The sequence below is a fragment of the Tatumella ptyseos ATCC 33301 genome, assembly GCF_000735525.1.
In the GTDB taxonomy this organism is placed as follows: Bacteria; Pseudomonadota; Gammaproteobacteria; order Enterobacterales; family Enterobacteriaceae; genus Tatumella; species Tatumella ptyseos.
In genome coordinates this window covers 23,085-36,191 of the sequence record NZ_JMPR01000021.1, presented here as the reverse complement: position 1 = coordinate 36,191, position 13,107 = coordinate 23,085, and the positions used below count along the sequence as shown (strand labels likewise).

The window sequence follows — 13,107 nt, the reverse complement described above, 5'->3', positions numbered from 1 at the left end:
GGTCATGCCACGAGTGTGGCATGACCTGCTGATCAGGCTACCTGACGGATTCGGGCGACGAGTGATTCGGCATCACTGATATGGCCTGCTGCCAGAATCAGAGTACGTCCCAGCGTGATGGCATGGCGCAGACAGTCGGTGCGCATCATATCGTCTTCAATGTGACTGATATCGGCAACATGAGACATGCCGACCGTACGGCGGATCAATTCAGTCCCGCAGAACCCGATAGCATCACACCAGACTTTCTGCAGAAACTTCTGTGCATACCCCGGCACCGCCAGCGCAACATCGCGGGTGGACTGCTGGCTGCGTGTCAGGAATTCATCACTGAAGGTCTGCCACAACGTAATGATCTCAGCCAGACGCTGGTCCCTGGCTTCCGCCGCTTCTCTCGGGGCCAGCAGGCCGGGGACGCCGCAGTAGTTCAGCAGTAAATTCCCCATCGCGGTGCCGAGGTCAAAGCCCATCGGACCGTAATAACCGAATTCCGCATCGATGGCTTTCAGTCCGCTGTCGGTCACAAAAACCGAGCCGGTGTGAATATCTCCGTGCAGCAGGGCTTCAGCATGGGTCAGAAAACGGTGTTTCAGTTCCGCAACGGCAATGCGCAATTCAGCATCTTCCCGCAGTGAGGCCACTAACGGTTCGAGAGCCTGCGGATAATCATTACGCGGATGCTCAATGTAAGGATCGTTAAAGAACAAATCCTCGGTAATTTCGCACATTTCCGTATTGATAAAGCGTGCGACCTGCGCCTTTTTTTCATGAGGATGCAGGGCGAAATCAGAGGTAGAAAACAGGACACTGGCCAGGTAATGACCCAGTTGCCGGGCCGCCTGCGGATAGGATTTACCCGCCACCAGCTCCCCTCGCCAGATGTGATATTCAGAGAGGTCTTCCATCACCATCACCGCCAGGCTGGCATCAAGATGGGTCACACGGACCGTATGCTCAGGACTGTATTTATAATGCTCAATCAGCGTTTCTGCTTCCAGCCGGGCACGGTCAAGGGTCAGCGGCCAGGACTCACCGACACAACGCACATAAGGAAGGGCCTGTTTGACAATGACACGACTTTTACCTTGCTGATCCAGAATTTTAAACACCAGATTCAGGTTACCGTCCCCCACTTCCAGCGCTTCTGTCAGTTGTTCCGGATTTTCCAGCCCGGAAAACTGCCTGGCGTATTCCACAGCATCTGTGGCGGTGAAGGTTCGGTATTGTGACATTGCCTTTTCCTCTCTTATTATTCTCTGCGCCTGAGCCTTTCAGACGTCTACACTTCTATTCTGCCCCGCATATTGGCATACTATTCCTCAGTGAAGCAACCCGGAAATAATATTGATGCAAACTCTGCAAACGACCAGCCTGAAAATTATTGATAACCAGCTCTGGATCCTTGACCAGCAGGCCCTTCCGCAACAAAAAAACTGGCTCAGTGCCGGCAGTACCGACGCGCTTGTCAGCCATATCCATGCCTTACGTGTCAGGGGAGCGCCACTGATTGGCCTTTCGGCTTCACTCCTGCTGGCCCTGCAGGCTGAGCAGGGAATGTCACGTGCCGACCTTCAGGACTCATTACTCACGCTACGGGCAGCCCGTCCGACGGCCGTGAATCTGATGAATAATCTGGACAGAATGCAGGAAGCGCTGGCGGCAGAAGACTATGTCACCGCACTGGTCCGTGAGGCATTGCGTCTGGTCGATGAAGACAGGCAGCTTTGTGACAATATCGCGCAGGCCGGCACGCCGCTGATCACCGCGGGCAGCCGTATTCTGACGCACTGTAATACCGGAGGCCTGGCTACGGCCGGCGTCGGTACCGCACTGGGCGTAATTACCCGTGGCTGGCAACAGGGGAAAGTGGCCCATGTCTGGGTAGGTGAAACCCGTCCTCTGCTGCAGGGCGGACGCCTGACGGCCTGGGAACTGTCGGAATCCGGTATTCCCTGCCAGCTGATCACCGATAGCATGGCTGCGGCACTGATGGCCGACGGACAGGTCGATGCTATCTGGGTCGGTGCTGACCGGATTGCGGCAAACGGCGATGTGGCCAATAAAATCGGCACTTACAGCCTGGCGGTACTGGCCCGCTATCATGGGATCCCGTTTTACGTGGCTGCCCCGCACACCACTCTGGATCGTCACTGTCCGTCAGGAAAAGATATTCCGATAGAACAAAGAGCGGCCGCGGAAGTGACCGGTGTTGCCGGCAGTTTCGGGGCCGTACAATGGGCACCGGAGAATATCCGGGTCCATAATCCGGCCTTTGATGTCACCCCTGCGGCGCTGATCAGTGGCTGGGTGCTGGATACCGGGCTTATCACGCCGGAGCAGGTGGCCGAAGGCATTTTCCGGCCACAGACGGCCTGAACCCGGTCAATCCCGGTCAGGCCAGCCGGGGGTAACTTTCGGCAATCGGATCGCCGGTAAAGCGGGCGATCCAGCCTTCCGGATTATCAAAAATGCGGATAGCCGTGAAGTTGGGTTCCGATCCCATATCGAACCAGTGAGGCGTGCCTGCAGGGACCGAGATCAGATCATTTTTCTCACACAGGATCTGATACACGTGCCCGTCCAGATGCAGGCAAAACAACCCTGCCCCTTCGACAAAAAAGCGCACCTCGTCCTCACCGTGGGTGTGCTCAGAGAGAAATTTTTCGCGTAATGCCTGTTTCTCCGGATGGCTGGCACGCATGCTGATCACATCCCAGCTCTGATAACCTTTTTCTGCCACCAGTTTATCAATCGCATGCTGATAGGCCTCAAGTACCGTCTCCGGCGTCGGGTCGGCCCCTAAATCACGGTCGGCCGCCCAGCGCTCAAAACGGACATCCTGTTGCGCCAGTTTTTCACGGATCTGCGCGGCATCTTCACTCTGCCAGATCGGCTGGCTGGCGTCTTTATCGCTAAAAATCGTTAATGCACTCATTTCAGAAGGTCTCCGGTGTAATCTGTTCAAAACTGCTCACCGCCGGATGTACGCTTTCCGGGTCAGCCTCTCCGCGGATCAGCTGAACGGTTTTCCAGCCCGCCGCGCGTGCGGCATCCAGTTCCTGATGAATATCCGATAAAAACAGTAAGTCTTCGCCCGGCAGCCCCAGCTTACCGGCGATATTCCGGTAGGATTGCTCTTCCCGCTTGGCCCCGACATGGGTATCAAAATAGTCGCTGAAGACCCCGGTAATATCCCCGGCATCGCTGTAACCGAACAGCAGTTTCTGTGCGGCCACGGAACCCGAGGAATAGACACATAGGGTCAGCCCCTGAGCCTGCCATTGTTTCAGGGCCGGTAAAACGTCCGGATAGAGGTGCCCGGTAAAATTCCCGTTAACGTAGCCGTCCTGCCAGATCATGCCCTGCAGGGCTTTCAGGGCAGTGGACTTACGGTCTTCATCCATAAACCGGTATAACGCTTCGATCAGCTGATCCGTACCGGCCTCCGGCTGAGCCAGTTCCTGGCGTAAACTCTCCAGCGCCTGAGACACTTCCGGTGCCTGTGCATTTTTACGGATATAGCTTTCCAGATGCTGACGTGCATAAGGAAACAGCACCTGGTGTACAAAGCGGATATCACTGGTCGTGCCTTCAATATCCGTCACAATTGCTCGAATCATTCTACCTCCGCAGCACAGCTGCCTGATATTTGCAGTAAAAACATGATTATTTCAGGATCTGCCGGCTGTTTGTCTGTTTAGCCATCTAAGTGTCTTGATTGCCAAATATTACCATCCTGTTTATAGTGGCATCAATAAAGGCTTTGGTCACACACACGATTTATCTCTTAATACAGATAGCCGTCGATAAGGCAGAGTAATAATGACGCAGCATACTTTCACTCCCGACAGTAAACTTCCGGCCCTGGGCACCACTATCTTCAGTCAGATGAGTGCGCTGGCACAAGAATATCAGGCAATTAACCTGTCACAGGGCTTCCCTGACTTTGATGGCCCGGAATACCTGCAACAGCAACTGGCCTGGCATGTCAGTCAGGGGGCCAACCAGTATGCACCGATGACCGGTGTTCAGCCACTTCGCGAAGCCATCGCTGAAAAAACACAGCGTTGCTATGGTTATACGCCGGATGTGAACACCGATATTACCGTCACTGCGGGTGCCACCGAAGCACTGTTTGCGGCCATTACGGCGCTGGTCAGGCCGGGTGATGAAGTGATCTGCTTTGACCCGAGTTATGACAGTTATGCGCCTGCCGTGGCACTTTCCGGCGGTGTACTGAAACGTATTGCCCTGCAGCCCCCGGCCTTTCGCCCTGACTGGCAGGCCTTTTCTGAATTACTGTCGGATAAAACACGCCTGGTTATCCTCAATACACCACATAATCCGACGGCAACCGTCTGGCAGGCTGCCGATTTTGATGCACTCTGGCAGGCTATCGGCCAGCAGGAAACCTATGTCCTGAGCGATGAAGTCTACGAACACATCTGTTTTGCTGAAGGGGGACACTTCAGTATTCTGCAGCATCCGCAATTGCGGGAACGCGGGATTGCCGTTTCCTCCTTCGGGAAAACGTATCATATGACCGGCTGGAAAGTGGGTTACTGTGTGGCACCGGCGGCGATCTCCGCCGAAATCCGTAAGGTTCACCAGTACCTGACCTTTGCCGTCAATACCCCGGCACAGCTGGCGCTGGCGGATATGCTGCGTAAAGAACCGGAGCATTATCTCGATCTGCCGGCATTCTACCGCCAGCGTCGTGACTTCCTGATCAATGCCTTACAGGAGAGCCGCTTCCGGGTCCTGCCTTGTGAAGGTACCTACTTCCTGTTACTGGATTACAGCGCGATTTCAGATCTGGATGATGTCAGCTTCTGTCAGTGGCTGACCAAAGAAGTCGGTGTGGCGGCGATCCCGCTGTCCGTGTTTTGTGACGGTGAATTTCCGCATAAGCTGATCCGTCTCTGTTTTGCCAAACAGGAGCCGACTCTGCAGGCTGCCGCGGAGCGCTTATGCCGGATTTAAAGATTAGCTTACTTCAGCAGCCTCTGGTCTGGATGGACGGGGAGGCCAATTTACGTCATTTCGGGCAGGTACTGGAGACCGTCCCCGACAGTGATCTGATCCTGTTACCGGAGATGTTTACCACCGGTTTTGCCATGGAGGCTGCCCGGTCTTCGCTACCGGAATCCGTCGTCATTGAATGGCTGTCGGCGCAGGCGAAAAAGTATGACGCGCTGGCCGGTGGCAGTGTGGCACTGCAAACAGATCAGGGCGCGGTTAACCGTTTTCTGCTGGTCACTCCTGCAGGAGAAGTTCATCGTTACGATAAACGCCATCTGTTCAGAATGGGTGAGGAACATCACCATTACGAGGCGGGCCGTGAACGGGTCATTATCGAGTGGCGGGGATGGCGAATTCTTCCGCAGATCTGCTATGACCTGCGCTTCCCGGTGTTTTCGCGGAACCGGAATGATTACGACCTGGCTCTGTATATCGCCAGCTGGCCGGCGGCACGCAGCGCACACTGGCAGGCACTCCTGCTGGCCAGGGCGATTGAAAACCAGACGTATATCGCGGGATGTAACCGCGTCGGCCAGGACGCTAACGCATTGAGCTACAGTGGTGATAGCCGCATTATCAGCCCGACCGGCGAGTTGCTGGCGACCGCTGCCGCGGATGCGGCGGAAGTTATCTCAGCCACTCTCTCTCTGGAAGAACTTCAGGCTTACCGTCAGCGCTTCCCGGCCTGGCGTGATGCGGACAGCTTTACCCTGGAATAACCGCCGTGATAGCGGGCGGTGTGACTGCCCGCCATCACAACCAGGGGGTTAACTTCCCCGATAGGTCGACCATGACCAGGGGGTGATCAGAAACGGCAGATGGTAGTGACTGCCGGCTTCCGGGATCACAAAATCAATCTGTGCCGTCAGATACAGCGACTGCCGCCCGGCTATCGCAAAATAATCCCCGATTTCGGCGGTCAGCCGGTAATGCCCCGGAGTCACCGGTTCCGGTGTCAGGTTTTTCAGACGCCCGTCATCGTCCGTCTTACCCTGCGCCAGTTCAGCCCAGCCTTCTGTCGATTGCTGCTCAAGCGTAATGCGGACGTCACGGGCAGGTTTACCCAGCGCCGTATCCAGAATATGTGTGGTGATGGTACTCATGACAATACCTCCTGTAATCGCAATAACGTAATTTCACGTAATTGCGCCAGGGTTTCCCCCAGCTCTTCACTGTCATCATTATGCAGACGCCGGCGGAGTTGCTCCAGAATATCCTGCGGCGTCCGTCCTTTGGCACGGATCAGAAAAATACGGCCAAAACGTGCTTCATACGCCTGGTTTCCCTCGGCCATCGCCTGCCTGACCTGGCTATCTGCCGTCAGTACCGCTGCCTGCTCACTGCGGGAGGCCTGCTGATGTGCCTGCTGACCTGTGGCTCTTTCGCCAATCCGTGGGTGAGCGCTGAACGCCTGAGCTAATTCGGTCTGCTGCCACTGCCGGGATAATCCGTCGGCATAGTCCAGCGCCTGTTGTACCGACAGGAAAGGACGGGCAGCCACCAGTTGCTGTTGCCAGGAGGGGATCGCCACACAGCTTTCAATGGCCGCCCTCGCCTCGGAGGGCGACAACTGATTAAACTGCTCAATATTCATCAGACGTTCTCCGCATTACGTGAGTTCCCGCTAATGGCCGAATCCGCCACCTTAATAATAGCCTGTAAATACGCCTGTATGGCCAGCGATACATCCTCCGTGGTTACCGACTCCTCCGGATGATGACTAATCCCCCCGGCACAGCGGACGAACAACATCGCCACAGGCCAGCACTCTGCAATAGCAATGGCGTCGTGTCCGGCTCCGCTGGGCAGCAGGAGCGACTGCCCCTGAATCTCAGTGACCGCTTCACTGAAAGCATCACGCAGTGCCGGATCGCAGGTCGTTGCCTGAATGCCATAATACTCTTCTGCGCGGAATGACAGTCCCCGCCGCGCCGCGATCTGCTCACCTTCCTGCAACAGCGTGGCCAGCAGTTCTGCCAGCGGGCCATCTTCCGGCCCGCGGATATCCAGAGAAAGCCTGACGTCGCCCGGGATCACATTCACCGCTCCAGGTTCACAGGTCAGGGTCCCGACCGTTGCGACTAATAACGGATCGGCCTCACACGTCACCCGTTCAATAAAGACCATCCACTCCGCCGCCGCGGCCAGAGCATCCTTCCGGTGAGTCATCGGGACGGTGCCGGCATGGCCCGCCATCCCGGTAAAGGAACAGTTCAGGCGACGTGCGCCGTTGATCGCCGTCACCACCCCCAGTGCCAGTCCGGCCTCTTCCAGACAGGGTCCCTGCTCGATATGTAACTCAAGATAGGCGATAAAGGCGTCCCGGCGTCGGGTGGCCTGTGCAATAGTCTCCGCCTGCAGGCCGACAGACTGCATCGCCTGCGCGACAGTGATCCCTTCACTGTCCGGCTGTGCCGTCCAGCTATCAGGCCAGCGTCCGGTAATGCCTTTGCTACCCAGCAGCGTGATCCCGAAACGCGTCCCTTCCTCATCGGCAAAACCGATAATTTCAATGGCGACCGGCAGACGGATTTGCTGCTCATTCAGCCAGCTGACGGTTTCTATCGCCGTCAGTACCCCCAGCGGCCCGTCGTATTTTCCCGCATTACGCACGCTGTCCAGATGGGATCCCAGTAAGATTGCCGGGGCATCCGGTGTCTGCCCTTCATAACGCCCGCAGATATTCCCGACCTCATCCTGCCAGACCGCCATCCCCGCTTCTTTCATCCACTGACCGGTCAGATGATTAGCACGGAGATGCTCCGCCGAGAGATACACCCGGGTCAGTTGTCCTTCGGTTTCACTGATCTCAGCCAGAGAATCACAGCGGGCCATCGCCCGCTCCCCGGCCTGTTGCGCCTGCCGGACGCTCATTTTATTCTGCATGAGGTGCTTCCGTCAGATAGTGATCCCACGCGGCCTGCATCGCAGCCCCCTGACGGGTGATAAAGCCGAGGCGATTCAGTACCGCTTCGAGAGCGGTCAGGGTTTGCAGGACGCATTGTTTACGCGCGTTATAGCCCATGGTGCCGATACGCCAGACTTTGCCATGTAACGGTCCGAATGAGGTGCCGATCTCGATCCCGAAGTCGTTCAGCATCATGCTACGCACCTGATCGCCATTGACCTGTGCAGGGATCATCACGCCCAGCACATTATTCATTTTATGACGGACATCGCCAAAGACCGTAAGCCCCATGGCCCGGATCCCCTGCAGCATCGCATCACCATGCAGCTTATGTCGGGCAATCCCCTCGTCGATCCCTTCCTGCAGAAGGATGCGCGCACATTCGCGGGCGGCAAATAATGCACTGGTCGCTTCCGTATGGTGGTTTAACCGTTCCGCACCCCAGTAATCCATGATCATGCCCAGATCAAAATAGTTGGAATAGATCATTTCATCCTCACCCTGCTGGTGAGCGTCCGTGCGGATCCCCTGTTCAACACGTCTGCGTCGTCTGATCACCTCTGTCATTTGTGCGCTGAGGGTGACCGGTGACGTGCCCGAAGGCCCGCCCAGGCATTTCTGCATCCCGGCCGATACGGCATCCAGTCCCCAGGCATCCGTCTCCAGCGCATTTCCGCCCAGCGAGGCGGTCGCATCTGTATAGAACAACACGCCATACCGACGGCAGATTTCACCGAGTTCCGCCAGCGGCTGTAACATCGTGGTCGATGTATCACCCTGTACCGTCAGTAACAGACGCGGTTTAATACGGCGAACGGCATCTTCAATCTGATCTGCCGTGAACACCTCTCCCCATGGAACGTCAATGGTGTGCACTTCTGCACGGCAGCGATGTGCGATTTCACATAACAGGTGTCCGAAGCGCCCGAACACGGGGACCAGCACTTTGTCGCCCGGTTTAATGGCGGATAACAGAATCGCTTCAATTCCGGCACGGGAGGTCCCGTTAACCAGCAGTGTCCACTGATTTTGGGTACAAAAGACCCCGCGGTACAGTGCCATCACCTCATTCATGTAGCCGGTCATGGCGGGATCATATTGTCCGATCAGTTGACTGGACATCGCCCGCAGTACCCGCGGATCGGCATTGATCGGACCGGGGCCCATCAGTAATCGTTGGGGCGGATTGATAGAGGAAATCTGGCTGAGATCCATAATGCGTTCCTTAAAAAGAGTGATTACAAACGAACCGTAGAGATGAACTGTTTGAGTTCTGCGGTCTGCGGGTGAGTAAAGAAGGTTTTGCTGTCCCCCTGTTCACGGACTTTCCCCTGATGCATAAACACCACCCGATCCCCGACCTCTCGCGCAAAATTCATTTCATGCGTCACCAGAATCAGGGTCATGCCATCAGCAGCCAGTTGTTCCAGTACCCGCAACACCTCCCCGACAAGCTCGGGGTCCAGTGCAGAGGTAATTTCGTCACACAGCAATACCTTCGGTTGCATCGCCAGTGCCCTGGCAATGGCAACACGCTGCTGTTGTCCGCCGGAAAGGCTGGCCGGTGAATAGTTCAGTCGCTCTCCCAGCCCGACTTTCTCCAGCATACGGGCGGCCAGATCCCGGCTCTCTGCCCGACTTTTTTTGAGTACCAGCCGCGGGGCCAGCATGACATTTTCCAGTGCTGTCATATGGGGGAACAGATTAAAGCTCTGGAAAACCATGCCAATGGATTGGCTGATCGTTTTGGCCTGACTGTCACTGGAGGTGATAGTCATGCCGCCCAGTTTAATACTGCCTTCCTGATAGCTCTCAAGGCCGTTAATACAGCGCAACAAGGTACTTTTTCCTGAACCGCTACGCCCGATGATAGACACCACTTCACCGGCATCGATATCAAGATCGATCCCTTTCAGAACATGGTTATCACCGTAGAATTTCTGCATCTGATTAATGGTGATGAGAGGCATCGAATTTCTTCTCCAGATAGAGGCTGTAACGGGACAGCGGATAACACAAAATAAAATACCCCAGGGCTACCAAAGCAAAGACCTTGAACGGCTCAAAAGTCACGTTAGTCAGCATGGTGCCGGCTTTGGTCAGTTCGACGAAGCCGATAATGGAAGCCAGCGCGGTGCCTTTAATGGCCTGCACGGCGAACCCGACGGTCGGTGCCAGGGCCACGCGGAATGCCTGAGGGGCAACAACATGGATAAGCGTTTGCGTAAAAGTGAGTCCGACACAGCGGGAGGCTTCCCACTGCCCTTTCGGCAGCGAGCGGATGCTCCCGTACCAGATATCCAGCAAATACGCACTGGTGTATAAGGTCAGCGCCACAGACGCGGCCGTCCAGGCCGAGACATCGATCCCGAATAACGCCACACCAAAAAACGCCAGGAAAAGCTGCATCAGCAGCGGGGTGCCCTGGAACAGTCCGCAATAGGCACGTACCAACAGGTGCAGGCAACGGAAACGGCTCAGGCGCATCAGCAACAGAGGGAGTGTTGTCAGCGTGCCGCCAAAAAAAGCGACCAGCGATAACAGGATTGTCCAGCGCCCGGCGAGCAGTAAATTACGGACAATATCCCAGTCAGTAAATGTCATCATTTTGCGGTGACTCCCAGCCAGCGGCGGCCGATTAACATCAGGAGCTGGCGCATGGCAATGGATAGCAACAGATAAATGGCCGTCGTGACCAGATAAACCTCAAAACTCAGGAAAGTGCGCGACTGAATAAGGCTGCTCTGGAAGGTCAGCTCCTGATAAGAAACCTGAGAAACGACCGACGACCCCAGCATCACGATGATGCATTGCCCTACCAGCGACGGATAAATACGTTGTAATGCGGGAGGCAGGATGACCCGTAAAAAGGTCTGCAGCCGGGTGAAGCCCAGTACCCGGCAGGCTTCCCATTGTCCTTTCGGAGTGACCTGGATCCCTGCACGAATAATTTCCGTACTGTATGCCCCGAGGTTAATGATCATGGTCAGCAATGCGGCTTCTCCGGCCGTCAGACGGAACCCGATATTTGGCAGGCCGAAAACAATAAAGAATAACTGGACCATAAACGGGGTATTGCGGATCACCGCCACGTATCCCCCCCACAGACGGCTAAGCAGGGTTGTTTTACCGCTGCGGATAGCCGCCCCGAGGATCCCCAGGCCCACGCCCCCCAGGGTCGCCAGCACACTCAGCTGAATAGTGACCCACAGCCCGGAGAGCAATTCCTGCCGGTAGGGCCAGAGAGCCGGAAAATCAAGATGTCCTGTCATATACGACTCTTAGCTCCCCAGGCTTGCCGGCAGAGGGGCTTTCATCCAGGTTTCAGACATCTTATTCAGGGTTCCGTCTTTAATACCTTCGCCAATGAGCGTGTTAACCTCATTTTTCAGAGCCGGTTCATCTTTTTTCAGACCGATAAAGCAGGGAGAATCTTTCAGGGTAAACTGAGAGGTCAGTGCCGCTGACGGATGTTCACGGTTAATCGCCGCAACGACCAGGTTGCCGGTCGCCACATACTGAACCTGACCGGAGAGATAAGCAGACAACGTGGTATTGTTGTCTTCATAACGCTGGATAGTGGCATCTTTAGGGGCAATCGCCGTCAGTACCATATCTTCAACAGCCCCGCGGGTGACGCCGATAGTCTTACCACTCAGTGCCGCCGGGTCTTTCAGTGGCTGTCCTTTCGGACCAAAAACACCCAGGAAAAACGGGGCATAAGCGCGGCTGAAATCGATGACTTTTTCACGCTCTGCGTTTTTCCCCAGACTCGAAATGACCAGGTCGACTTTATTCGTTTGCAGGTATGCGACCCGGTTAGCACTACTGACCGGGACCAGCTGTAACTTTAGTTTCATCTTTTTGGCCAGATACCCGGCCATATCAATGTCATACCCTTCGGGCTGGAGATCGGTGCCGACCGATCCAAACGGAGGAAAATCCTGAGGGACAGCCACCCGCAGAACCCCGCGTTTCTGGATATCCTGCAATTGATCTGCGAGTACGGCGGTGCTCTGTGCTGCCAGTAAGGCCACTCCCGCGAAAACCATCAATAACTTTTTCATATTTTCCCCTGAGCTGTTATGAAACAAAAGATTCTTCAGACTCAGTTGTTGCAACTAATGTGCCAACCACATACTCCGGGGAAATGTCAGAAAACAGCAGATTTAAAAAGGCTTACCGGTGACTGCGGAGATCAATGCGCAATAATTGCGCACTATAATAATGCAAAGCACCAGCATGGTGCCCCGTCATCGACGTTCCAGCTCCTCAAGTTGCTGATAAAGATCGGCTATCTGATGGATGCGCTGACGCCCGCTCATCAGTAATTCATGCAGCAGGGCATTCGCCAGCAAATTCACCAGACTCATGGCCGCACTGTAACTGTCAAACGCCGACACACTTTCCAGAGGACACGCCAGATGCCAGTCCACCAGCCCTTGCAGAGCTCCCACATTCGGCTCACTGATCAGCACGACCGGCACTGACTGACGCTGCAACTGTTCCAGTAATGGCCGGATAATCGCCGGACGCCGACGGAACGCCACCACCACGACCAGATCGTCCGGCTCCAGGTCGACCAGTTCTTCAGACAATGTTTGCCCCGGTGTCGGTAACAGTTGTACCTGCCGGCGAACCTGCATTAGCTGCAACCGCAGGTGCATCGCCACCGGATAGGCATTACGCAGACCAAAGATAGCGACCCGACGGGCACGGCTTAGCGCGTCAATGATGCGGGTGAACTGCTGTGCATCCAGTGTGCCGGACCAGTGCGCCAGGTTAGCCATTTCCTGTTTATAATGTCTGGCCAGCAGCGTATTGCCCTGCACCGCATCCCGGTTATCGGTTAACGGCATACCTGTCTGGCGCAGAGTACGCAGTTCATCGTGCATATCTTTATACTTTTCATATCCCAGACGCTTAAACAGGCGACTGACCGTGGCTTTCGAGACCCCGCTAAGACGAGCCAGTTCAGCACTGTTGTAACTGATCACATCATCAAAATGATCGATCACAAAATCAGCGACCCGCTTCTCCTGAGGAGAAAGCTGGTCGTAATGGCATTCCAGCCGTTGGTCCAGTGGTTTCATCATCCCTCCTGCAACATTTGTTACAGCAGAAGCTAGCATAATTCGATCCATTGTTACTGTTCTGCCAAAAAAAACCAGAAGCGG

General features: G+C 55.4%; 15 protein-coding genes. 3 read left to right on the top strand and 12 right to left on the bottom strand.

What is annotated here, in order from left to right:
• Positions 1 to 32: 32 nt before the first annotated feature.
• Positions 33 to 1,232: an S-methyl-5-thioribose kinase gene (mtnK, locus tag GTPT_RS06365; RefSeq protein WP_025902317.1), complete on the bottom strand. Its 1,200-nt coding sequence runs from the start codon at positions 1,230 to 1,232 to the stop codon at positions 33 to 35.
• Between the two features lie 115 nt (positions 1,233 to 1,347).
• Between mtnK and mtnA the strand changes: the two genes are divergently transcribed.
• Positions 1,348 to 2,376 carry an S-methyl-5-thioribose-1-phosphate isomerase gene (gene mtnA, locus GTPT_RS06360; RefSeq protein ID WP_029991208.1) on the top strand — a complete coding sequence of 343 codons (1,029 nt, stop codon included), beginning with the start codon at positions 1,348 to 1,350 and terminating at the stop codon, positions 2,374 to 2,376.
• A 16-nt stretch (positions 2,377 to 2,392) separates the two neighbouring features.
• Here the strand turns inward: mtnA and GTPT_RS06355 are convergent, their stop codons facing one another.
• Positions 2,393 to 2,935 carry a 1,2-dihydroxy-3-keto-5-methylthiopentene dioxygenase gene (locus GTPT_RS06355; RefSeq protein ID WP_025902319.1) on the bottom strand — a complete coding sequence of 181 codons (543 nt, stop codon included), beginning with the start codon at positions 2,933 to 2,935 and terminating at the stop codon, positions 2,393 to 2,395.
• Position 2,936: 1 nt separating this feature from the next.
• The gene (mtnC, locus tag GTPT_RS06350) at positions 2,937 to 3,620 is read right to left on the bottom strand and encodes an acireductone synthase (RefSeq protein WP_025902320.1); all 684 of its coding nucleotides are present in this window, start codon (positions 3,618 to 3,620) and stop codon (positions 2,937 to 2,939) included.
• A gap of 202 nt (positions 3,621 to 3,822) precedes the next feature.
• Between mtnC and GTPT_RS06345 the strand changes: the two genes are divergently transcribed.
• A complete protein-coding gene (locus tag GTPT_RS06345; protein ID WP_025902321.1) occupies positions 3,823 to 4,983 on the top strand; it encodes a pyridoxal phosphate-dependent aminotransferase in 1,161 nt (386 codons plus the stop codon).
• On the top strand, positions 4,971 to 5,741 hold the full coding sequence (locus tag GTPT_RS06340) for an amidohydrolase (RefSeq protein ID WP_029991207.1): 771 nt from the start codon (positions 4,971 to 4,973) through the stop codon (positions 5,739 to 5,741). The genes GTPT_RS06345 and GTPT_RS06340 overlap by 13 nt, the downstream gene beginning before the upstream one ends.
• Before the next feature lie 48 nt (positions 5,742 to 5,789).
• Here the strand turns inward: GTPT_RS06340 and uraH are convergent, their stop codons facing one another.
• From uraH to GTPT_RS06295, 9 genes are all read right to left on the bottom strand, one after another.
• A complete protein-coding gene (gene uraH / locus GTPT_RS06335; RefSeq protein WP_025902323.1) occupies positions 5,790 to 6,125 on the bottom strand; it encodes a hydroxyisourate hydrolase in 336 nt (111 codons plus the stop codon).
• Positions 6,122 to 6,616 carry a 2-oxo-4-hydroxy-4-carboxy-5-ureidoimidazoline decarboxylase gene (uraD, locus tag GTPT_RS06330; protein ID WP_025902324.1) on the bottom strand — a complete coding sequence of 165 codons (495 nt, stop codon included), beginning with the start codon at positions 6,614 to 6,616 and terminating at the stop codon, positions 6,122 to 6,124. The genes uraH and uraD overlap by 4 nt, the downstream gene beginning before the upstream one ends.
• A complete protein-coding gene (gene hpxK, locus GTPT_RS06325) occupies positions 6,616 to 7,908 on the bottom strand; it encodes an allantoate amidohydrolase (protein WP_025902325.1) in 1,293 nt (430 codons plus the stop codon). The genes uraD and hpxK overlap by 1 nt, the downstream gene beginning before the upstream one ends.
• A complete protein-coding gene (locus GTPT_RS06320; RefSeq protein WP_029991204.1) occupies positions 7,898 to 9,145 on the bottom strand; it encodes a pyridoxal-phosphate-dependent aminotransferase family protein in 1,248 nt (415 codons plus the stop codon). The genes hpxK and GTPT_RS06320 overlap by 11 nt, the downstream gene beginning before the upstream one ends.
• 23 nt (positions 9,146 to 9,168) lie before the next feature.
• On the bottom strand, positions 9,169 to 9,900 hold the full coding sequence (locus tag GTPT_RS06315; RefSeq protein ID WP_025902327.1) for an amino acid ABC transporter ATP-binding protein: 732 nt from the start codon (positions 9,898 to 9,900) through the stop codon (positions 9,169 to 9,171).
• Complete coding sequence (locus tag GTPT_RS06310) at positions 9,881 to 10,537, bottom strand: amino acid ABC transporter permease (protein WP_029991203.1); 657 nt, start codon at positions 10,535 to 10,537, stop codon at positions 9,881 to 9,883. Before GTPT_RS06310 ends, GTPT_RS06315 begins: the two co-directional genes overlap by 20 nt.
• Positions 10,534 to 11,202 carry an amino acid ABC transporter permease gene (locus GTPT_RS06305; protein WP_025902329.1) on the bottom strand — a complete coding sequence of 223 codons (669 nt, stop codon included), beginning with the start codon at positions 11,200 to 11,202 and terminating at the stop codon, positions 10,534 to 10,536. The genes GTPT_RS06310 and GTPT_RS06305 overlap by 4 nt, the downstream gene beginning before the upstream one ends.
• A gap of 9 nt (positions 11,203 to 11,211) precedes the next feature.
• Positions 11,212 to 11,997 carry a transporter substrate-binding domain-containing protein gene (locus tag GTPT_RS06300; RefSeq protein WP_029991201.1) on the bottom strand — a complete coding sequence of 262 codons (786 nt, stop codon included), beginning with the start codon at positions 11,995 to 11,997 and terminating at the stop codon, positions 11,212 to 11,214.
• A 186-nt stretch (positions 11,998 to 12,183) separates the two neighbouring features.
• Positions 12,184 to 13,023, bottom strand: a complete 840-nt coding sequence (locus tag GTPT_RS06295) for a MurR/RpiR family transcriptional regulator (protein ID WP_025902331.1) — start codon at positions 13,021 to 13,023, stop codon at positions 12,184 to 12,186.
• Positions 13,024 to 13,107: the final 84 nt, after the last annotated feature.